This is a genomic window from Amycolatopsis sp. NPDC043887, assembly GCF_056435665.1.
In genome coordinates this window covers 15,267-33,805 of sequence record NZ_JBWKEB010000010.1, presented here as the reverse complement: position 1 = coordinate 33,805, position 18,539 = coordinate 15,267, and the positions used below count along the sequence as shown (strand labels likewise).

The following is an 18,539-nucleotide window of genomic DNA, read 5'->3' as shown; positions in this document are numbered from 1 at the left end:
GGCACCTGTTTCCGCTAAGCGGATTCGGACGTTAACAGCTCGCCCCACCCTAGGGAAGGTTTCTTAACAAACTGGCGACCGGACAAGTTTTCCCAGCTTGGAGGCTTCCCGTCAAGATCACCGGTTTGGACCAATTCGTTCGGCTGATCAGAATCGATGTATGACTTCAAAGGTCATTCTTCTGTTCACGGATATGAACGAACCCCCGCCGGAAAATCGCGGCGAGGGTTCGTGGCGAAGTACGTTTCTAACGCACAGACAGATTCGCGACCGCTCGGACGACGGCGGTGCAGCGGTCTTCGACGTAAGCCAGCCCGCCTTCTTCGGCGATCCGGCGGGACTCGGCGGAGACGATGCCCTGCTGCAGCCAGAGCGCCTTCGCGCCGATCGCGACGGCCTGTTCGGCGATCGGCGGGGTGTCCTCGGACGGCCGGAAGACGTCGACGATGTCGACGGGCTCCGGGATGTCGGTGAGCGAGCGGTAGACCTTCTGGCCCAGCAGCTCGTCGGCCGAGGGGTGGACGGGGATGATCCGGAACCCGTGTGCCTGCAGCACGGCGGCGACCCCGTGCGAGGCCTTGGCCGGATCGCGGCTCAGCCCCACGACGGCGATCGTCTTCGATCCGGCGAGGATCTCGGTGGCGCGATCGGTCATACCGGGTTCAACGACGGCAGGTGGCAGCGCATTCCTAGAGCTTCCAGAGTCTCAGCCCCCGCACCCGATACACCGGCCAGACGACGTGCCAGGCGCGGCGGCGCAGGAAGACCGCGGAGCAGGTGAGGACGCTGCGCGCGGAGGTCGTCGCGACGTCATGGCGGTCCGGCCAGATCTCGCCGTGCCGCCCGGCGGCGATCCGGAAGACGTTGACCAGGCCGCGGCCCTGCAGGTCGAACTTCGCCCCCGTGTCACCGGAATCCGGGGTCAGGGAGGCGATCTCCGGGCCGAACGCGGCCGCGGGCGCCGGCCCCGCGTCGGCGGGGAGGTCACCGACGGTCGCCGAGACCGCCTTGCCGTAGAGACGCCGGGTGTAGCGCTGGAGCAGCAGCCGCTCCCACAGCGGCAGGACACGGCGGTGCTTCAGCAGCGCCGAACACTCCGCGTGCCCGATGGCGAAGATGTCGGTCAGCTCGTCGTAGGCGTTGTGCGCGGTGGGCTCGTTGAGGTGCACCCGCACCTCGTAGCGGATGCGCGCGGTGAGCTCGTCGAGCTCTTCGCGGCGGTCGATCCTGGCCTTCGCCCGTGAGAGCGTCCAATCGGACATGGGTGCAGGCTAGGTGATGATCGGGGGCGTGCGAGACCCTTTCGGCCTAATCCGTGCGTACCGGCCAGTGGAACGGGCGTCTTGTGCGGGCACAGGCGACGGGGCAGAGTTCGGCTGTCGGAAGGAGCCCATGGACGCCAGCACGCTGCAGGAGGCCGCGGCCGCGCTGCTCAGCGCGTACGAGACCGGCAAGCCGATCGCGCCCCTCATCGAGACGTATCCCGCCGCGACCTTGGAGGACGCGTACCGCATCCAGCAGCGGCTCGTCCGCCACTGGGCCGAACGCGGCGACGAGGTGCGCGGGCACAAGGTCGGTCTCGCGTCCGCCGCAATGCAGCGGCAGATGGGCGTCGACCAGCCCGACTACGGCCATCTGACCGCCTCGATGTTCCACCTCGAACACCAGCCGATCCCGGTCGGCGGCTTCCTGCAGCCGAGGATCGAGCCGGAGATCGCGTTCGTGCTCGGCTCACGGCTGCGCGGCCCCGGCGTCACGGTGGCGGACGCGCTGCGGGCGGTGGACTTCGTCGTCCCGGCGCTGGAGATCGTCGATTCCCGTATCCGGGACTGGAAGATCAGCATCGTCGACACGATCGCGGACAACGCGTCCTCGGGCGGTGTCGTCCTCGGCAGCAGGCCGACCGCGATCGGCGACATCGACCTGCGGCTGGTGGGCTGCGTCCTGCACCAGAACGGTGAGATCGCGGCGACCGGGGCCGGCGGCGCGGTGCTCGGCTCACCGGTGAACGCGCTGGTGTGGCTCGCGAACACGGTCGGGCCGCTCGGTGTCGCGCTCGAACCGGGGCACGTCGTGCTGCCGGGTTCGATGACGCGCGCGATCCCGGTGAGTCCCGGCGACACCGTCGTCGCGACGATGGCGGGGCTCGGCAGTGTCACCGCGAAGTTCTCCGGGGAGGAACGGCCGTGAGCCTTGGTGTGCGTGAGGCGGCGGAAGCGCTGCTGTCCGGGGAAGAACGCGAGCCACTGACGGACACGTGGCCCGCTTTGGACGTCGATACCGCTTATGCGATCCAGGACGAGGCGCTGCGGCTTCGGCGGGTGCGCGGCGAGACGGTGATCGGCGTCAAGCTGGGCCTGACCTCGCGTGCGATGCAGCGGCGGATGGGGATCGACTCGCCGTTGCTCGCGTGGCTGACCGACGCGATGGTGCTGCCCGCCGGCGTCCCGGTGCCGTCGCTGATCCACCCGCGTGCGGAGCCCGAGCTGGTTTTCGTGCTGGGTGACCGGCTCGCGGGCCCCGGTGTCACCGCGGCGACCGCGATGGCGGCGGTGGATCGGGTCCACGGCGGCATCGAGATCGTCGACAGCCGCTACCGCGACTATCGGGGCAGGCTGCCGGACGCCGTGGCGGACAACGGTTTCTCGGCTTATTTCACGCTGGGCCCGGTCGGCGCCGAGCCGTCCACAGTTGATCTCTCGCTGGAGGCGGCGCTTCTGGAGGTCGACGGTGCGATCGTCGACACCGCCACCGGCGCGGCCGTGCAGGGACATCCGGCGGAAGCGCTGGCGCTGGCGGCCAACACCCTCGGTGCTCGGGGGCTCGCGCTGGAGCCTGGCTGGATCGTGCTCACCGGCGGGATGACCGACGCGGTCGACGTGCGCCCGGGTTCACGGGTGGCGGCGCATTTCTCGCATCTGGGCTCGATCACGCTCGCCGGGTCTTGACGTCGGCGCGGTCGGCGGTCCGGACCAGACCGCGCGTCAGCCGCGGCCAGATCACGCGCGGGAGGTCGTGCCCCATGCCGGGGACGATGTCCACTTCGGACTCCCGCAGCGCACGGGCCGTCGCCCGGCCGCCGGAAACGTGCACGAGCGGATCCTTCGAACCGTGCACGACCAGTGCGGGCACCTCGAGTTTCCGCAACGCGCGGAAGCGATCCCGGCTCGAAACGATCGCCGCCAGCTGCCGCGCGGTCCCGCCGGGATCGACGCCGCGATCGAAGGACCGTTCCGCGCGTTCCCGCATCCGCGCCTCGTCGAAGGGGTAGCCGGGCGAGCCGATGACGCGGAAGGTGCGCACCAGCGAATCGACGTACTCCTCTCGGCCGCGAGGAGGCGCCGAAAGCAGCATCGCCATCGCCTTGGCGCTCGGCCGCCCGACGAACCGGTTGCCGGTGGTCGACATGATCGACGTCAGCGACCGCACCCGCGACGGATACTCGATGGCCAGCGTCTGCGCGACCATCCCGCCCATCGACGCGCCCACGACGTGCGCGCTCTCGACGCCGAGTGCGGTCAGCAGCCCGGCGGCGTCACCAGCCATGTCCGCCAGTGAGTACGGCGCCGTGCGCAGGGCGTACGCGAGCGGCAGGTTCGCCCGGCCGGACATCCGGCTGGACCGGCCGGCGTCCCGGTTGTCGTAGCGGATGACGTAGAACCCCTCGGCCGCGAGGTTCTCGCAGAGTTCGTCGTCCCACCAGATCATCTGCGACGCCAAACCCATGATCATCAGCAACGGCCTGCCGCCCGGCGGCCCGAACGTCTCGTGGCACAGCTGGATGCCGTTCACTTCGGCGATCTTCTCCGGCATCAGGACAGTGTGACCGCCGAAGCCGGAAACGGCTACGCGTCCTCGACGTGGACGGCCTGGCTCTCCGGCCCGGCGGCCCGCTGCATGCCCTCGTCTTCGGCGATCTCCTCCGGTTCTGTGTCGCCCGGTTCGCCGCCGTCGGGCCTGCTGAGCTGGACAGCCTCTTCGGAGGCGTCGGCCGGGCTCGGGCCGTCGGCTGCTTCGCGGTCTTCCTGGTCGGACATGGTTCCCTCCGATGGATCGGGTCCTTGCCGTCCACCGGTTACCCGCTCACTCGCCGCGATACGCACGGGCCTGGATCTCGTAAAGCTCGTGGTAGACGCCTCCTTCCTCGATGAGCTCGGCGTGCGTGCCCTGCTCGATCAGCCGTCCCTTCTCCAGCACGAGGATCCGGTCCGCGGAGCGGATGTTGGCCAGCCGATGGGTCACCAGGATCGTCGTGCGCCTGCCCGCCCCGGAAACGCTCGCGTGCCTCAGCCCCGCGAAGACCCGGGCCTCGGCCTTCGCGTCGAGGGCGGCCGTCGGCTCGTCGGCGACCAGGACGGCGGCGTCGCGATAGATCCCGCGGGCGATGCCCATCCGCTGCCACTGCCCGCCCGAAAGGTCCTGCCCGTCGTTGAACTTCTTGGACAGCACCGTTTTCTCCTTGGCCGGCAAGGATTCGATCACCTCGTCGGCACCGGAGGAGGTGATCGCGTCGTGCCACGCGGCGCGCTCCGGGTCTTCCCGGCCGAGCCTGCCGACGGTCACGTTGTGCTCCGCCGTCATCGGCCATTCGGCGGGATCCTGGGCGATGACGGCGATATTGGCGTGCACCGACTCGTGATCGGCGCCGGCCAGATCGACGTCGTCCCAGTACACCTTTCCCTCCGAAGGCGGATAGAGCCCGGTGAGCAGCTTGCCCAGCGTGGTCTTGCCCGAACCGTTCTCCCCGACGAGGGCGACCACCTCGCCGCGCCGGATGGTCAGCGAAACCTCGCGCAGTGCGGGGTTCTCCTGGCCGGGGTAGGTGAAACCGACGTTCTCCAGCCGGATCTCTTCCGGATCCGGTGGAGCCGCGACCCCGCCCTTCGCCGGGCCCCGTTTCTCGGACTCCACCAGCAGCCGATTGAAGAAGGCGATGTAGAACGACTCCTCGTACAAGGAGTTCACCGCGTGCATCGTGATGGACAACGAATTCGACGCTGTCCGCATGGCGAGCGCGGCCGTCCCGGCGAGGGCGAGTTCCATCTGCCCGGTGTAGAGCAGGAGACCGAGCACCAGATACGCGATCGCGGTGCCCACCCCGGCCGCCGCGCGCCCGGTCAGGCGGACGATGTTGCTGCGGTGCGCGAGCCGGACCTCTTCGCGCATCAGGCTGTCGGTGATCCGCCGGTACTCCCCGAGCAACGGCTCCTGGAGGGTGAGGGCGTGCCGTTCGAGAGCGAACTCGCGCCAGGTCGCGACCTCCTCGACGATCCCTTTCCGGATGTTGCGGCCGACGGTGTCGAGATAATGCCGGTAGTTCAGCTTCGCGACCTTCGCCGCCGCCCAGCCGTCGGCCACCGCCGCGAGCAGCAGCACCGGCGCGAGCCACGGATTGAGCAGGCCCGCCGCCACCAGCGCGGCGACCAGCGAGATCAGCGCCGACGTCAGATCCGCGAGCCAGCGCAGGCTCATCTCGATCGACCGGACCCCGTACCGCGCGCCCTGCCTCGCCAGCTCCCGGAAGTCCGCGTCCTCGAAGGCCAGCAGCCGGACACGGACCATCGCGGCGGTGACCTCGTCGCCCGCCGAAGTCACGACTCGCGGCCGGAGCGCGCCCTCGACCGCGGCCACCGCCGTGTCGAGCAGCGCGCGCAACGCGTACGTGCCGACGACGACCAGCAGCGCGGGCAGCGACTGCAGCACCCTGTCCGGCGTCGGCCCGTTCTCCAGCAGCGCGATGAACACGTTCGCCGTGGCCAGCAGGCCGAACGCCGTGACACAGCCGGAAAGGAGGTGGACGACGCCGGCGAGCAGGGTCAGCCGCGGCGACGTCCGCCAGGCCAGCCGCAGCACGATGGCCACGGCGGACGGGAGCGTGCGGATGGCCTTGACCATCCCCGCCGCGGCCACGGTCTCGTCGACCGTGGCCCATTCGGGCATCTTGAGGTTCTCGACCCCGATCAGGGGCACGGTCGCTTCGGGCACTCGTCCTTCTCTACGCGCACCCACCGACATTTCCGAGAGCTGAAGGGGTGGGGCGTGCTTTTCCTGATGTGTCACCGCGCTTCGGTCGCGCTTCCGCGGTGGAGGGCGTTGCGAAAGCATCTTTTCGCAACCTGCGCTCGAAGGGCGAGGCCGGGCACCAGGCGGTAGCAAAGGTCCCTTGCTCCCGCGCGCGAAGCGGCTCGGGCCGCCTTCGGTGACTGTGTGGGTTTCGGGACATCTGACGTCCCAAAATCCACACGGTCGGTCAGTGTCGCTACGCGGGGTGAGGGGTGTGTGGGAATAGGGACACTCAACGTCTCTATTTCCGCACACCCTCCTGTCGTCCGCCCGGTCACGCCTTGCTCCCGCGCGCGAAGCGGATCGGGCCGCCTTCGGTGACTGTGTGGGTTTGGGACATCTAGCGCACCGAAACCCACACACCCCGTCCCGCGGGAGCAAAGGTCCCTTCATCTCTCGCCCGCCATGGTCTATTCTCTCTCGCTAGAGCGATCTATCAAGTCGCCAAGGGGGCGAACATGGAAACTCTTCAGGACAAGGGACTCGCCGCGTTACGGCTGATCCTGGCCTTCGCGCTGCTGTCCACCACGCTGCACTACGCGCACAACGTGATCAGGGCGGCGGACTATCCGCAGGTCGAGGGGATCTCGGTGGGCATGGCCGCCACCTTGGTCGTCGTCGCGTACGTCCTCTTCTCCGTCTTCGGCGTGCTCGGCTACCGCGACTACCTGCGCGGACGTTACTGGCGGGCGCTCGTCTTCCTGATGGTCTACTCGCTCTCCGGTCTCGCGAGCCTCGGCCACTTCCTGGTCGCCGTGCCGCGGATCCCGGCCTTCTGGTTCGCCACGATCTACACCGACACGGCGGCCGCGCTGCTGCTGTGGGTGTTCGTGGTCTGGGCGGCGGCGAAGCTCAGCCGGGTGACGACGGCTGACCAACTTTCTACACAACATTGACGTAAATCTGTGCGATGTAGACAATCGGAAGGGTGACGCGGACCACATCGGTGACGTTCGAACGTCATCCCAGCGGCTACCGGCACTGGACACTGTCCACCGACGGCGACGTCGCGTGGCTCGAACTCGACGTCGACGCGGATGGCGGTCTCGTGCCGGGGTACGAGCTCAAGCTCAACTCGTACGACCTCGGCGTCGACATCGAGCTGTACGACGCGACACAGCGGCTGCGGTTCGAGCATCCCGAGGTCCGCGTGGTCATCGTGACCAGCGCGAAGGACAACGTCTTCTGCGCCGGAGCGAACATCCGCATGCTCGCTTCGTCGTCGCACGAGTGGAAGGTGAACTTCTGCAAATTCACCAATGAGACCCGCAACGCCATGGAGGACGCCGCCGCGTACTCCGGGCAGATCTACGTCGCGGCGGTCAACGGCACCTGTGCCGGCGGCGGCTACGAGATCGCGCTCGCCTGCGAAAAGATCCTGCTGGTCGACGACAACTCCTCGACCGTCGCGCTGCCGGAGGTGCCGCTCCTCGGCGTCCTGCCCGGCACCGGCGGGCTCACCAGGGTGGTCGACAAACGCGGCGTGCGGCGGGATCTCGCCGACGTCTTCGCCACCCGCCCCGACGGGGTGAAAGGGCGCACCGCTGTCGACTGGCGGCTCGTCGACGAGCTCGTGCCGCGGCAGGGTTTCCGCGAAGCCGTGCTGGCCAGGGCGAAGGAGCTCGCGCGGACGAGCGAGCGGCTCGACGGGGAAGGCGTCGAACTGAGGCCACTCAAGCATCGTTATGTCGACATCGCCCGCGGCAAGACCGACGCGACGATCACCGTCAAGGGCCCGGATGGCGACGACGGCTGGCTGCTGGACGTCACCCGCGAACTGGACGACGCGATCCTTCGCTTGCGCACCAACGAACCCGAACTCGGCACGTGGGTACTCCGTACCGAAGGCGATCCGGCGAAGGTCCTCGAACACGAACGCGCCGTGTTCGACGCGAAAGACTGCCTGAGCAACGAAATCGTCCACTACCTCAAGCGGACGCTGAAGCGGCTGGACGTCACCAGCCGCAGTCTGATCGCCCTTGTCGAGCCTGGCAGCTGCTACGCCGGGCTCCTGCTGGAACTCGCGCTCGCCGCGGACCGGCAGTACATCTTGGACGGTCCGCCGCTCGATGACGAAGACAGTGAAGAACGTGCGTCGATCACGCTGTCGGAAGCCAACTTCGGTCGTTTCCCGATGGGCAACGGCCTGACCCGCCTCGAGTCCCGGTTCTTCGGCGACCCCGATCACGTCACGAGGCTCGCGGAGGTACGCGGCAAAACGCTGAGCCCGGCCGAGGCGAACGAACTCGGCCTGGTCACCGACGCACCGGACGACCTCGACTGGGAGGACGAGATCCGGATCGCGCTGGAAGGACGGGCGTCGCTCAGCCCGGACGCCTTGACCGGAATGGAGGCGAACCACCGGTTCGTCGGCCCCGAGACGCTGGAAAGCAAGATCTTCGGCAGGCTCGCCGCCTGGCAGAACTGGATCTTCACCCGTCCGAACGCATCCGGTCCCGAGGGCGCGCTGCGTCGCTACGGGACCGGTCAGAAGGCCGTCTTCGACAGGAAGCGGGTTTGAACAGCCCATGCCCACCAAGATCGATTACGACGCCAAGATCCCCAACAACGTCGACCTCTCCGGTGATCGGCGCCTCCAGCGGGCGCTGGAGGGCTGGCAACCGAAATTCCTGGACTGGTGGGGCGAAATGGGCCCCGCGCTGCGGACACGAGGGGTCTACCTGCGGACCGCGGTCAGCGTCGGCCGGGACGGCTGGGCGCATTTCGACCACGTCGACGTGCCCGACTACCGGTGGGGGATCTTCCTCGCGGAGCCGGATCCGGACCGGATGATCGGCTTCGGCGAGCACAAGGGCGAGCCCGCCTGGCAGCAGGTGCCCGGCGAATATCGCGCCGACCTGCAGCGGCTCATCGTGATCCAGGGCGACACCGAACCCGCGTCGGTCGAGCAGCAGAAGCTGCTGGGCCTCACCGCGCCGAGCCTCTACGACCTGCGGAACCTCTTCCAGGTCAACGTCGAAGAAGGCCGCCACCTGTGGGCGATGGTGTATCTGCTGCACGCCTACTTCGGCCGCGAAGGCCGCGACGAAGCGGAAGGATTGCTGCTCCGGAATTCCGGAAGTCCGGACGCGCCCCGGATCCTCGGCGCCTTCAACGAGGAGACCGCGGATTGGCTCGCGTTCTACATGTTCACCTATTTCACCGATCGCGATGGCAAATACCAGCTCGGCACCCTCAAGGAAAGCGGCTTCGACCCGCTTTCCCGCACTTGTGAATTCATGCTCAAGGAAGAGGCGCACCACATGTTCGTCGGCACCACGGGGGTCGACCGGGTGGTCACCCGCGCTGCCGAACTGATCCGCGAGCACGACACCTTCGACATCGCCGGGCACGGCGGGATCCCCCTGGAAGTCATCCAGCGTTACCTCAACTTCCACTACACCGTCTCGCTCGACCTGTTCGGCGGCGAGACGTCGACCAACGCGGCGAACTACTACACCGCCGGGCTGAAAGGCCGCTGGCAGGAGGCCCGCCGCAAGGACGACCACAAGCTCACCGACGCCGCCGGATCGCTGTCCCGGCCGAGGGCCGACGGCACCTGGGAGACCGAGGAACTCCCGGCCATCCTGCTGCTGAACCTCGACCTGCGGGAGGAGTACCGCGCCGACTGCCAGACCGGCGTCAACCGCTGGAACAGGATCCTGGACGAGGCGGGCATCGACTTCCGATTCGTCCTCCCGCACCCTGGATTCAATCGCGAAGTCGGCATAAACTCCGGCCACCATGTGACGCCCGACGGCACCGTTGTCGACGAGCGGACCTGGCTGGCCGGCAAACGCAAGTGGCTGCCCACTCCCGAAGACCTGACCTTCGTCCGATCGCTGATGCACCCGGTGTACGAGCGAGGAAAGATCGCGAGCTGGGTGGCACCGCCACGTCAGGGCATCAATGGGAAACCGTTCGACTATGAATACGTTTACCTGAGCTGAGCCGATAGAAGGTGCGCCCGTGTCCGCTGCTGCCACCGGTTTCAACGCGGCGAGCTACCTGCTCGACCGGCATCTGGCGGAAGGGCGCGGGGCGAAGGCCGCGGTCGTTTCCCCGAGACGGAACCTCACGTACGCGGGCCTGGCGGCCGAAAGCCGCCGGGTCGCGGCGGGGCTGAAGGCGATCGGCGTCCGCCCGGAGGAGCGGGTCCTGTTCTGCATGGTCGACGACGTCGAACTGCTCACCGGGATCCTCGGCGCGATGCTGGCCGGAGCGGTCGCGGTGCCGGTGTCCACCATGGTCACCGGGCTGGACCTGGGCAAACTGCTCGCCGATTCCCGCGCCAGGGTCCTGTGTGTTTCGGGCGAGTTCGCCGCGCAGGCGACGGTCGCGCTCGGGCTGGCGCCGGAGGTCACCGACGTCGTGCTGGACAGGGCCAAGGCGGCCGAACTGCCGTCCGGGGTCCGCGCGCACGAGTGGAGCGAGCTGTCCACAGTGGACGATTACGGTTTCGAACCGGCGCCGACCTGGGAGGATTCGCCCGCGCTCTGGCTGTACACGTCGGGGACGACGGGCAAGCCGAAAGGCGCGATGCATCGCCACGCGAGCATCCGCGCGGTCTGCGAAACGTACGCGCGCGGCGTGCTGGACATCGGCCCGAACGACCGGTTCCTTTCCGTCCCCAAGCTGTTCTTCGCCTACGGGCTGGGGAATTCGGCGTTCTTCCCGCTCGCGGCGGGCGGGACGACACTGCTCGAACCCGCGAGGCCGACCCCGGGGCTGATCGCCGCCAGAGTCCGCGCGGAGCGGCCGACGTTGTTCTTCGCCGTCCCGACGTTCTACGCCGCGCTGCTCGCCAGCGACATCCCCGACGACACGTTCTCCTCGGTGCGCCAAGCGGTTTCGGCGGGGGAGCCGCTGCCCGCCGTGCTGTACGAACGGTTCCGCGACCGTTTCGGCGTCGAGATCCTGGACGGGATCGGCTCGACCGAGGCGTTGCACATCTTCCTGTCCAACCGGCCGCGTCAGGTCCGACCCGGCAGCACCGGGGTGCCGGTGCCGGGCTACGAGATCGCGCTGCGCGACGAACAGGGAGGGCCGGTGCCGGACGGGCAGCCCGGTGAACTGTTCGTCGCCGGGCCGTCGATCGCGACCGGGTACTGGGCGCGGTACGAGACGACGAAGCAGGTCTTCCAGGGCGAATGGCTGCGGACGGGTGACAGCTTCGTGCGCAACGCCGACGGGAGCTACACCTGCCTCGGGCGCTTCAACGACATGCTGAAACCGGGCGGGATCTGGGTGTCTCCCGCCGAGGTCGAGGACAGGCTGCTGCAGCATCCGGCGGTCGCCGAGGTCGCGGTGGTGGCCGCCTTCGACGCCGACGGTATCGAGAAACCGGTCGCGTGCGTGGTCGGTGTGCCCGGCGGCAGGCTGGACGCGGACGAGCTGATCGAGTTCTGCCGGGCCGGGCTGGCGTCCTTCAAGCGGCCGCGGAGCATCGTCGAGCTGGGCGAACTGCCGAAGACGGCGACCGGGAAGATCCGGCGCAACGTCATCCGGGAACTGGTACGGGACATGTACGAGGTCCGGGCCCCCGCCCCGCCGCATTTAGTCCTCTGAATGCGGTCCATGCACACGCAAGTACCGCATTCAGAGGACTAAATGCGAGGTGCCAGGCCGCGCGTCACCCGCCGTTGACGGTGCGCAGGGTCCGCATGGCCTCGGCCAGATCGTGCGCGCCGTCACCGAGCGGGGTCAGGACGATGCGCCGCAGGATCTCGGCACACGCTTCCCGCGCCTTCTCGGCGACGTCGAGACCGTGGTCGGTGAGCGCCGCGAACGTGACGCGGCGATCGTCCGGGCTGGGCACGCGGCAGATCAGATCCGCGGCGACCAGCCGGTCCGCGACCTTGGTGAACCCGCCGCTCGACAGGGCCGCCTCGACGGCCAACCGGGTCATCGGCATCCGGTGCTCGGGTGAGCGCACGAGCCGCAGCAGGATGTCGAACGACGCCGGCGCCAGACCGAACCGTTCGGCGATCTCGCCCATCAGCTTGTTCTGCGTGGCCAGGTAGCCCTCGATCACCAGGCCCCACCACGTGACCACTTCGTCGTCGTTCGGTTCCTCCGATTTCACCACTGCCACGCGAGCGAGGGTACACCAAGAACTCTTCCTGGAATATATCTTGCGCGCGAGAGGTTATCGGGTTAGCTTGAGTCCACCGGCTCCAGAGGAGGGCACCATGTCGATCAAGACTTCGGGCCTGCACCACGTCACCGCCATCGGTGGCGACCCCCAGCGCAACGCGGACTTCTACACCCGGGCACTCGGCCTGCGGCTGGTGAAGACCACCGTGAACTTCGACGACCCCGGCACGTACCACCTTTACTACGGCGACGAGTCCGGCAAGCCCGGTTCGCTGATGACGTTCTTCCCGTGGCGGGACGCGCCGAAGGGCCGTCACGGCACCGGCCAGGCGACCACGACGTCGTTCTCCGTGCCGGAGGCCTCACTCGGCTGGTGGACGCGGCACCTCGCGGAGAACCGCGTCGAGACCGGCAAGGTCCGCAACTCCGACGGCGAGGAGACGCTCACCTTCCTCGACCCGGACGGCCTCGAACTCGCGCTCGTCGCGCATCCGCAGGGCGACCCGCGTGACCCGTGGGACACGAAGCTGGTCCCCGCCGAACACGCCATCCGCGGGCTGCACTCCGTCACGCTGTCGGTGTCCCAAGAGGACGCGACCGCCGGGATGCTGACCGACGGCCTCGGCCTGACCTTCGAACACCAGGACGGCAACCGCCTGCGGTTCTCCGCAGGCGAAGGCGGCCCCGGCGCGCTCGTCGACGTCCTCGTCACGCCGGACGCCCCGCGCGGGCTGGTGGCGGCGGGCACCGTGCACCACGTCGCCTGGCGCGCGCCGGACGAGGACACCCAGGCCGCCTGGCGCGACGAGCTGATCGGCGACGGCGTGAACGTGACGTCCATTTTGGACCGTCAGTACTTCCGCTCGATCTACTTCCGCGAGCCGGGCGGCACGCTGCTCGAGGTCGCGACCGACGAACCCGGTTTCGCGATCGACGAGCCGCTGCTGGAGCTCGGCCGCGCGCTGAAACTGCCGCCGTGGCTGGAACCCAAACGCGAGGACATCGAGGCCATGCTGCCGAAGCTGGACCTGCCGAGCGAGAACAACCCGCGATGAGCACCTTGGAGCACAAGTACGTCGAAGGGGCGCCCGACGAGCCGGTGCTGCTGCTCTTGCACGGCACCGGCGGCGGCCCGGACGATCTCGTGCCGCTCGCCCGGCAGCTGAGCCCGGCGTCGGCGCTGCTCGCGCCCGCCGGGCCGGTGTCGGAACACGGTGCGGCACGCTGGTTCCGCAGGCTGGCGGAAGGCGTTTTCGACCACGAGGACGTCGTCTTCCGCGCGAACCAGCTGGCCGACTTCGTGCTCGCCTCGCGTGAGGAGTACGGCCTCGGTGACCGGCGGCTGGTGGCCATCGGGTTCTCCAACGGCGCCAACATCGCCGCCGCGGTGACCCTGCTCCGCCCGGACGCCGTCAGGGAGGCCGTGCTGTTCGCGGCGATGTCGCCTGTTCCTTCCCCGCCGCGGAACGATCTGTCCGGAACCCGGGTCTTCCTGTCGAACGGCGAGCACGATCCGATGGCGCCGCTGCCCTCGGCGGAGACGCTCGTCCGTGACCTGCGCGAGCGCGGCGCGGACGTCGTCGCCCATCGCCATCCCGGCGGGCACCAGGTGACCGGCAACGGTTCGGTAGCGGCCGCGGGGTGGCTCAACCCATAGCGGGGAGAGCAAAGGACGCGAACGTAGCATCGTCCGATGACTAACGGGGACCTCGTCCGCGCCCAGGCCCTGCTCGACAGGGTCCTCCTCGCGGACGGGCACAACGATCTGCCATGGGAGCTGCGGGTCACGACCGGGCCGGACCCGGTCGAGGCCGTGACCGGCACGGATCTCACGGTCCGTCAGCCGCATCTGCACACCGACTTCCCGAAGCTCGCCGAAGGCAGGCTCGGGATGCAGTTCTGGTCCGTCTACGTGCCTTGCCAGTTCGAGGGCCACAGCGCGGTGACGGCGGTGCTCGAACAGATCGAGATCGTGCACCAGATGGCCGAGCGCTACCCCGATCGCCTGGCCCTCGTGGACACCGCCGACGAGGCCGAAACCGCTTTCCGCGACGGCAAGATCGCGTCGCTGCTGGGCGCCGAGGGCGGCCACAGCATCGCCGAATCCCTTGGCGTGCTGAGGATCCTGCGCCGCCTCGGCGTCCGCTACATGACGCTCACCCACAACTACAACACCACCTGGGCCGACTCCGGCACCGACGAACCCGAGCACGGCGGGCTCACCGAGTTCGGCCGCGACGTCGTCCGCGAGATGAACAAGATCGGCATGCTGGTCGACCTCTCGCACGTCGCGCCGAGCACGATGCGCGCCGCGCTCGAGGTCAGTTCCGCGCCGGTGATCTTCAGCCACTCCTCCTGCACCGCGGTCAACGACCATCCTCGCAACATCCCCGACGACGTCTTGGAAACCTTGGCGGCCAAGGACGGCGTCGCGATGGTGACGTTCGTGCCGGGCTTCATCTCGCCGAAGGTCGCCGAGTGGGACGACCGGCTGCGCCAGGACATGGAAGCCGCGGGCAAGGACTACCGGAACATCGACCAGCGCACGAAGTTCACCGCCGAACGAGGCGGCCCCGAGAAGCCGAAGGCGGGCATCGACGACGTCGTCGCGCACATCGAGCACGCGCGCGAAGTGGCGGGCGTCGACCACATCGGGCTCGGCGGCGATTACGACGGAGTCGCGACGCTGCCCGAAGGCCTCGAAGACGTTTCGAAGTACCCGGTGCTGTTCGCCGCGCTGCTGGAACGCGGCTGGAGCGAAGAGGACTGCGCGAAACTGGCCGGGAAGAACACCTTGCGGGTGCTGCGTGCGGCGGACGAGGTCACCCGTTCGGACGCTTGAGAGCGCGATCAAGCCCGCTTCGGCGGACACTGTCCTGCATGACGCAGCCGGAGGAGGGCGCCGCCGAGGTTCCCGTCAAGCCGTCCGAAACCGCGGGCGGCGCACGCCACAGCGGTAAATTCGAAGCCGGCCCGAAGCTCAAACGGACGCGGGTGAGCGGCACATGGATCGCCGTCATCGTGGCGTTGATCGTGCTGGTGTTCCTGCTCGTGTTCATCCTGCAGAACCAGGACACGGCCACCGTGCACTTCCTGGGCATGTCCGGGAGCATGCCGCTGGCGGTCGCGATGCTGTTCTCCGTGATCGCCGGTGGCGCGCTGGTCGCGCTCGTCGGCGGCGCCCGGATCCTGCAGTTGCGCAAGCAGGCCAAGAAGTCGCGGCATCAGCTGCGCTGAGGGACCCCGCGGCGGAACTCGCTCGGGCTGACGCCCCGCACGCGTTTGAACGCCGCGCTGAACCCGAACGCGTCGGAATAGCCGACGGTGCGGGCGATGTCGGAAATGGTCGCGTGCTCCGGTCCGGCGAGGAGATCCGCCGCGAGGGTCATGCGCCCGGCCAGCGTGCCGACGGTCCACGGTGCCGCCGGTTCCGCGTGCAGCAGGCGCAGGGCGTCGCCGACCACCGGATCCCGCTGCGCGGCCCACCACGCCGGGGGTTCGCCGCCCGGCCGGTCGAACCACTCGCGCAGCGAACAGACGAGCATCCAGTCCAGCAGCCGGTCGAGGACCACCTGCTGACCCGGCGCGTCGACGGCGACCTCGGCGGCGAGGTGCTCCAGCACGGGGTCGCCCGCGCCACCGGCGTCCACGCGCAGCACGACGGGCAGCGCGTCCAGCAGCGGGCGGCCGATCTCGCCGCGCACCGGGTACGCGCCGACGATCAACGTCGTCTCGCCACCCGGGTCGTCGACCCAGCCGAGCCGGTGCCGGGTCCCGCCCTGTTCGGGCGTCGCGCAGTGCTCGCCGCACGCGATCGGTTCGGCCGGAGTGCCGACTTCGTCGACGAAGGTGAACGTCGCGGGGCCGCGTACGATGACCGACTCGCCCGCGCGAAGCGGCTCGGGCGGGCCGTCCTCCGGGACGACCCAGCCCGCGCCGGTGAGCACGGCGCACAGGGTCAGTGGCGCGCCGTCCACGAAGTGCAGGTTCCACGGCGGGGACAGGGTCGAACTGCCGAACAAGGAGCCCTGGGACCGCACGCCGCGGATCAGGTCACTGAAGACGTCCACCTTGCCGAGGTTAGAGAAGGGGAGGGCCGGAGCGGCACGTTGCGAAAGTGGCTTTCGCGACGTCAGATGTCCCGAAAGCGGCTTTCGCGACGCGGCCACCGGCACCCGATCGACTGCCCTCTCCCCAGGCCGCCGCGTTGGACGAATACACAGGCGATCCGGCCTTTCACCTATGGGCGCGTCCAAGTCTGCCGGGTTGAATCGCGTTCATGCTGACCACTGACGACCTCGAATTCCTCCGCCGCCCCCTGCACGGATTCCTGACCGTGGCCGGCGGCCCGGTCCGGCCGGTGTGGTTCGAGGCTGCCGACGACGGCACGATCCAGCTGTTCACGCCCCGCGAGTCGCTCAAGGTCCGGCGGCTGGACGACGATCCCCGCGCGTCGATCATCGTGGCCGCCCCGGTGGGCGAACGCGAGCGCTGGGTCTCGGTCTCCGGCGGCGTCACGGTGGAGCCCGGCGGGGCGCACGAACTGGCCGCGCGGCTCGCCGAGCGCTACTGGGACCTCGAAGACCCGGCCCACGCGGGCGAGCTCGCCGGGATCCAGACCCTCGATCTCGTGCGGCTCGTCATCCGGCCGGAGAAGGTGAGCCGTTACCTGATGTGATGATCGAGGTCATCCCGAGCAGGGTGGCGCAAACGTTTTCGTCGCCCTCGGCGGTGACCCGGGCGCGGTCCGCGGGGTTCCGGGTACACAGCCGCCAGAAGGTGTCCGCGTCCGTCGTCACCGAGGCCAGCGGCGCGCGTGACGTCGGCGCGACCCGGTCGAGTTCCCAGCCGTCGGCGGTCCGCCGCGCCGTCCACTTCCCGCCACCCTGGCCGGTGACGGTGTAGGCGACCTGCCTGCCGGCGCGGGCGTCGACGTCACGCAGGGTGTACGGCAGCGCCCGCATGAAGGTATCGACCACCGGCCCGCGGAACTCCGGCTCGTCCAGCGTCCGCGCGCCCACGGCCTCGCGGATCTGCTGCTGGTGCACCCAGAACTCGGTGTACTCGCGGGCGACGTCGAGCCAGACCGGCGCCGGTTCGTCCCCGGCCCAGCTCACCGGCTCGCCGACGGCGTCGAGGTCGGCGCGGCCCCACATCTCGGCGATCTGGGAGGTGCTGTCCACCAGCATCGCGAACAGCACCTCGGGGGACAGCCGACGGCACGCGACCACCCATTCGTCGTTGATCCGGTCGATGAAGTCCCCGAAGCGTTCGCCCTCGCGCGGTGCCGTCGCCCGGTAGCCGTCACGGTCGCGGGACAGCCTGCCGAGTTTGTCGCCCAGGATGTGGGCGGCGAGATCGTGCACCGTCCAGCCCGTGCACACCGTCGGCGCGGCCCACTGCTCCGCGTCCAGACCGGTGAGCACGTCGAGCAGAGCCTGCTCCTCCCGCGCGAACAGCGGGAGGACGTCGATCGGCGGACCCCAGCGCGTGAAGCTCATGGTGACCATCCAAACACCCAGGTCCATCACATTCTCGGCCATTCGGCCTACTCGCAGGTAGCATCAGCGCGAACGCGAGGGGAGTGCCCGTGAGCAACGATCGACCCGCCGGTGAAGACCTGGCCGCTTTCGCCAAACGCGCGGGACAGCTGGCGGGCTGGGCCGCCCGCACGGGCTTCGAGTTCACCCGCAAACTCCCCGGGGTCGAAATCGCGGAACAGATCGTCAAACAGGGCGAGCGGCAGCTGCTTTCGGAGCTGCGCCGCCGTCTCGACGAGGTCGACGACCCGTACCACGCCGCGCTCACCGCCGCGTCCGCGATGAACCGGCCCGACACCAACGGTTCGCGGCCGGTCGAGGCGACCATCACCCTCGTGCACACCCGCGCCCAGCTCGAACCGCTCCGCGCGGCGATGGCCGAACTGCTCAACCACTCGATCGGCTTCGGCCGCGAGCGGGCCCGCGAATACCTGTATGCGATCATCCTGCGGCAGCTCACGCCGGACGAGGCCCGCATCCTTTCCGCGCTTTCCGACGGCTCGCCGTTCCCCGCCGTCGACGTCGCCGAGCGGACCAGCCTCGGCGCGGCCGGACGGTTCGTGCTCCGCAACGCTTCCACCGTCGGCAAGGCCGCCGGGGTGTCACTGCCGGACCAGGTGCCCGGCTACCTCACCAGGCTGATCGGGCTCGGCCTGATCGAGCTGGACGAAGAGGTGCTCGCGCTGGAGACGCAGTACGAGATCCTGCTGACCGACGAGACCGTCCGCGAGGCGGAGAAGTCGGTCAAGCGGGCCAAGTTCGTGAAGCGCACGGTCCATATTTCCCGGCTCGGCGCCCAGTTCTGGCAGGCCTGCGACCCGAGCGCCGGCTGACTTCGGC

The 18,539-nt window shown here is 69.0% G+C and carries 20 protein-coding genes; 12 read left to right on the top strand and 8 right to left on the bottom strand.

Translation table 11 applies throughout. From position 1 onward, the window contains the following. Window positions 1-247 precede the first annotated feature (247 nt). Window positions 248-655, bottom strand: coding sequence for a CoA-binding protein (locus AC069H_RS25840; RefSeq protein WP_340686403.1), 408 nt, complete (start codon window positions 653-655; stop codon window positions 248-250). A gap of 34 nt (window positions 656-689) precedes the next feature. Further along, complete coding sequence (locus AC069H_RS25835) at window positions 690-1,262, bottom strand: hypothetical protein (RefSeq protein WP_340686404.1); 573 nt, start codon at window positions 1,260-1,262, stop codon at window positions 690-692. A gap of 130 nt (window positions 1,263-1,392) precedes the next feature. Between AC069H_RS25835 and AC069H_RS25830 the strand changes: the two genes are divergently transcribed. Both AC069H_RS25830 and AC069H_RS25825 read left to right on the top strand, forming a co-directional pair. Continuing rightward, window positions 1,393-2,190 (top strand): 2-keto-4-pentenoate hydratase, encoded by a 798-nt coding sequence (locus AC069H_RS25830; protein ID WP_478230453.1) that lies wholly within the window; start codon window positions 1,393-1,395, stop codon window positions 2,188-2,190. Then, window positions 2,187-2,948, top strand: a complete 762-nt coding sequence (locus AC069H_RS25825; protein WP_478234077.1) for a 2-keto-4-pentenoate hydratase — start codon at window positions 2,187-2,189, stop codon at window positions 2,946-2,948. Before AC069H_RS25830 ends, AC069H_RS25825 begins: the two co-directional genes overlap by 4 nt. Here AC069H_RS25825 and AC069H_RS25820 read toward each other — a convergent pair. The 3 genes from AC069H_RS25820 to AC069H_RS25810 are packed head-to-tail and all read right to left on the bottom strand — an operon-like array spanning window position 2,929 to window position 5,985. Beyond that, window positions 2,929-3,813 (bottom strand): alpha/beta fold hydrolase, encoded by an 885-nt coding sequence (locus AC069H_RS25820; protein WP_478234076.1) that lies wholly within the window; start codon window positions 3,811-3,813, stop codon window positions 2,929-2,931. The two genes, AC069H_RS25825 and AC069H_RS25820, sit on opposite strands and share 20 nt — an antisense overlap. 32 nt (window positions 3,814-3,845) lie before the next feature. Beyond that, window positions 3,846-4,037 carry a hypothetical protein gene (locus AC069H_RS25815; RefSeq protein WP_478230455.1) on the bottom strand — a complete coding sequence of 64 codons (192 nt, stop codon included), beginning with the start codon at window positions 4,035-4,037 and terminating at the stop codon, window positions 3,846-3,848. Between the two features lie 46 nt (window positions 4,038-4,083). Continuing rightward, window positions 4,084-5,985 (bottom strand): ABC transporter ATP-binding protein, encoded by a 1,902-nt coding sequence (locus AC069H_RS25810; RefSeq protein ID WP_478234075.1) that lies wholly within the window; start codon window positions 5,983-5,985, stop codon window positions 4,084-4,086. Between the two features lie 536 nt (window positions 5,986-6,521). Between AC069H_RS25810 and AC069H_RS25805 the strand changes: the two genes are divergently transcribed. The 4 genes from AC069H_RS25805 to AC069H_RS25790 are packed head-to-tail and all read left to right on the top strand — an operon-like array spanning window position 6,522 to window position 11,631. Further along, entirely contained in the window at window positions 6,522-6,959 is a 438-nt protein-coding gene (locus AC069H_RS25805) for a hypothetical protein (RefSeq protein WP_478230276.1), read from the top strand. A 32-nt stretch (window positions 6,960-6,991) separates the two neighbouring features. After that, window positions 6,992-8,584 (top strand): 2,3-epoxybenzoyl-CoA dihydrolase, encoded by a 1,593-nt coding sequence (gene boxC, locus AC069H_RS25800; RefSeq protein WP_478234074.1) that lies wholly within the window; start codon window positions 6,992-6,994, stop codon window positions 8,582-8,584. A gap of 7 nt (window positions 8,585-8,591) precedes the next feature. Beyond that, a complete protein-coding gene (gene boxB, locus AC069H_RS25795; protein WP_478234073.1) occupies window positions 8,592-10,013 on the top strand; it encodes a benzoyl-CoA 2,3-epoxidase subunit BoxB in 1,422 nt (473 codons plus the stop codon). A 19-nt stretch (window positions 10,014-10,032) separates the two neighbouring features. Next, a complete protein-coding gene (locus tag AC069H_RS25790; protein ID WP_478234072.1) occupies window positions 10,033-11,631 on the top strand; it encodes a benzoate-CoA ligase family protein in 1,599 nt (532 codons plus the stop codon). Between the two features lie 64 nt (window positions 11,632-11,695). Here the strand turns inward: AC069H_RS25790 and AC069H_RS25785 are convergent, their stop codons facing one another. Beyond that, window positions 11,696-12,157: a MarR family winged helix-turn-helix transcriptional regulator gene (locus AC069H_RS25785; protein WP_478230272.1), complete on the bottom strand. Its 462-nt coding sequence runs from the start codon at window positions 12,155-12,157 to the stop codon at window positions 11,696-11,698. 97 nt (window positions 12,158-12,254) lie between these two features. Here AC069H_RS25785 and AC069H_RS25780 point away from each other — a divergent pair, with 97 nt between their 5' ends. Genes AC069H_RS25780 through AC069H_RS25765 form a run of 4 tightly spaced genes read left to right on the top strand, consistent with a single transcriptional unit; the run spans window position 12,255 to window position 15,396 of the window. Next, a complete protein-coding gene (locus AC069H_RS25780) occupies window positions 12,255-13,214 on the top strand; it encodes a ring-cleaving dioxygenase (protein ID WP_478234071.1) in 960 nt (319 codons plus the stop codon). Further along, on the top strand, window positions 13,211-13,816 hold the full coding sequence (locus AC069H_RS25775) for an alpha/beta hydrolase (protein ID WP_478234070.1): 606 nt from the start codon (window positions 13,211-13,213) through the stop codon (window positions 13,814-13,816). Before AC069H_RS25780 ends, AC069H_RS25775 begins: the two co-directional genes overlap by 4 nt. 36 nt (window positions 13,817-13,852) lie before the next feature. Further along, window positions 13,853-15,001 (top strand): dipeptidase, encoded by a 1,149-nt coding sequence (locus tag AC069H_RS25770; protein WP_478230269.1) that lies wholly within the window; start codon window positions 13,853-13,855, stop codon window positions 14,999-15,001. 38 nt (window positions 15,002-15,039) lie between these two features. Beyond that, on the top strand, window positions 15,040-15,396 hold the full coding sequence (locus AC069H_RS25765) for a LapA family protein (RefSeq protein ID WP_478230268.1): 357 nt from the start codon (window positions 15,040-15,042) through the stop codon (window positions 15,394-15,396). On the opposite strand, the gene AC069H_RS25760 is transcribed toward AC069H_RS25765, so the two are convergent. Next, window positions 15,384-16,229, bottom strand: coding sequence for an AraC family transcriptional regulator (locus tag AC069H_RS25760; RefSeq protein WP_478234069.1), 846 nt, complete (start codon window positions 16,227-16,229; stop codon window positions 15,384-15,386). The two genes, AC069H_RS25765 and AC069H_RS25760, sit on opposite strands and share 13 nt — an antisense overlap. A 209-nt stretch (window positions 16,230-16,438) precedes the next feature. On the opposite strand from AC069H_RS25760, the gene AC069H_RS25755 reads away from it, so the two are divergent. Continuing rightward, window positions 16,439-16,837, top strand: coding sequence for a pyridoxamine 5'-phosphate oxidase family protein (locus tag AC069H_RS25755; RefSeq protein WP_478234068.1), 399 nt, complete (start codon window positions 16,439-16,441; stop codon window positions 16,835-16,837). Here the strand turns inward: AC069H_RS25755 and AC069H_RS25750 are convergent. Continuing rightward, complete coding sequence (locus tag AC069H_RS25750; protein WP_478234275.1) at window positions 16,800-17,669, bottom strand: maleylpyruvate isomerase family mycothiol-dependent enzyme; 870 nt, start codon at window positions 17,667-17,669, stop codon at window positions 16,800-16,802. The genes AC069H_RS25755 and AC069H_RS25750 overlap by 38 nt on opposite strands. An 80-nt stretch (window positions 17,670-17,749) precedes the next feature. Here AC069H_RS25750 and AC069H_RS25745 point away from each other — a divergent pair, with 80 nt between their 5' ends. Then, window positions 17,750-18,532: an Abi-alpha family protein gene (locus AC069H_RS25745; protein WP_478234067.1), complete on the top strand. Its 783-nt coding sequence runs from the start codon at window positions 17,750-17,752 to the stop codon at window positions 18,530-18,532. Window positions 18,533-18,539: the final 7 nt, after the last annotated feature.

Coding starts and splice junctions, on each gene's coding strand:
- AC069H_RS25840 (WP_340686403.1), bottom strand. CDS start 655: ATGACCGATCGCGCCACCGAGATCCTCGCCGGATCGAAGACGATCGCC.
- AC069H_RS25835 (WP_340686404.1), bottom strand. CDS start 1,262: ATGTCCGATTGGACGCTCTCACGGGCGAAGGCCAGGATCGACCGCCGC.
- AC069H_RS25830 (WP_478230453.1), top strand. CDS start 1,393: ATGGACGCCAGCACGCTGCAGGAGGCCGCGGCCGCGCTGCTCAGCGCG.
- AC069H_RS25820 (WP_478234076.1), bottom strand. CDS start 3,813: ATGCCGGAGAAGATCGCCGAAGTGAACGGCATCCAGCTGTGCCACGAG.
- AC069H_RS25815 (WP_478230455.1), bottom strand. CDS start 4,037: ATGTCCGACCAGGAAGACCGCGAAGCAGCCGACGGCCCGAGCCCGGCC.
- AC069H_RS25805 (WP_478230276.1), top strand. CDS start 6,522: ATGGAAACTCTTCAGGACAAGGGACTCGCCGCGTTACGGCTGATCCTG.
- boxB (WP_478234073.1), top strand. CDS start 8,592: ATGCCCACCAAGATCGATTACGACGCCAAGATCCCCAACAACGTCGAC.
- AC069H_RS25780 (WP_478234071.1), top strand. CDS start 12,255: ATGTCGATCAAGACTTCGGGCCTGCACCACGTCACCGCCATCGGTGGC.
- AC069H_RS25775 (WP_478234070.1), top strand. CDS start 13,211: ATGAGCACCTTGGAGCACAAGTACGTCGAAGGGGCGCCCGACGAGCCG.
- AC069H_RS25770 (WP_478230269.1), top strand. CDS start 13,853: ATGACTAACGGGGACCTCGTCCGCGCCCAGGCCCTGCTCGACAGGGTC.
- AC069H_RS25765 (WP_478230268.1), top strand. CDS start 15,040: ATGACGCAGCCGGAGGAGGGCGCCGCCGAGGTTCCCGTCAAGCCGTCC.
- AC069H_RS25755 (WP_478234068.1), top strand. CDS start 16,439: ATGCTGACCACTGACGACCTCGAATTCCTCCGCCGCCCCCTGCACGGA.
- AC069H_RS25750 (WP_478234275.1), bottom strand. CDS start 17,669: ATGGTCACCATGAGCTTCACGCGCTGGGGTCCGCCGATCGACGTCCTC.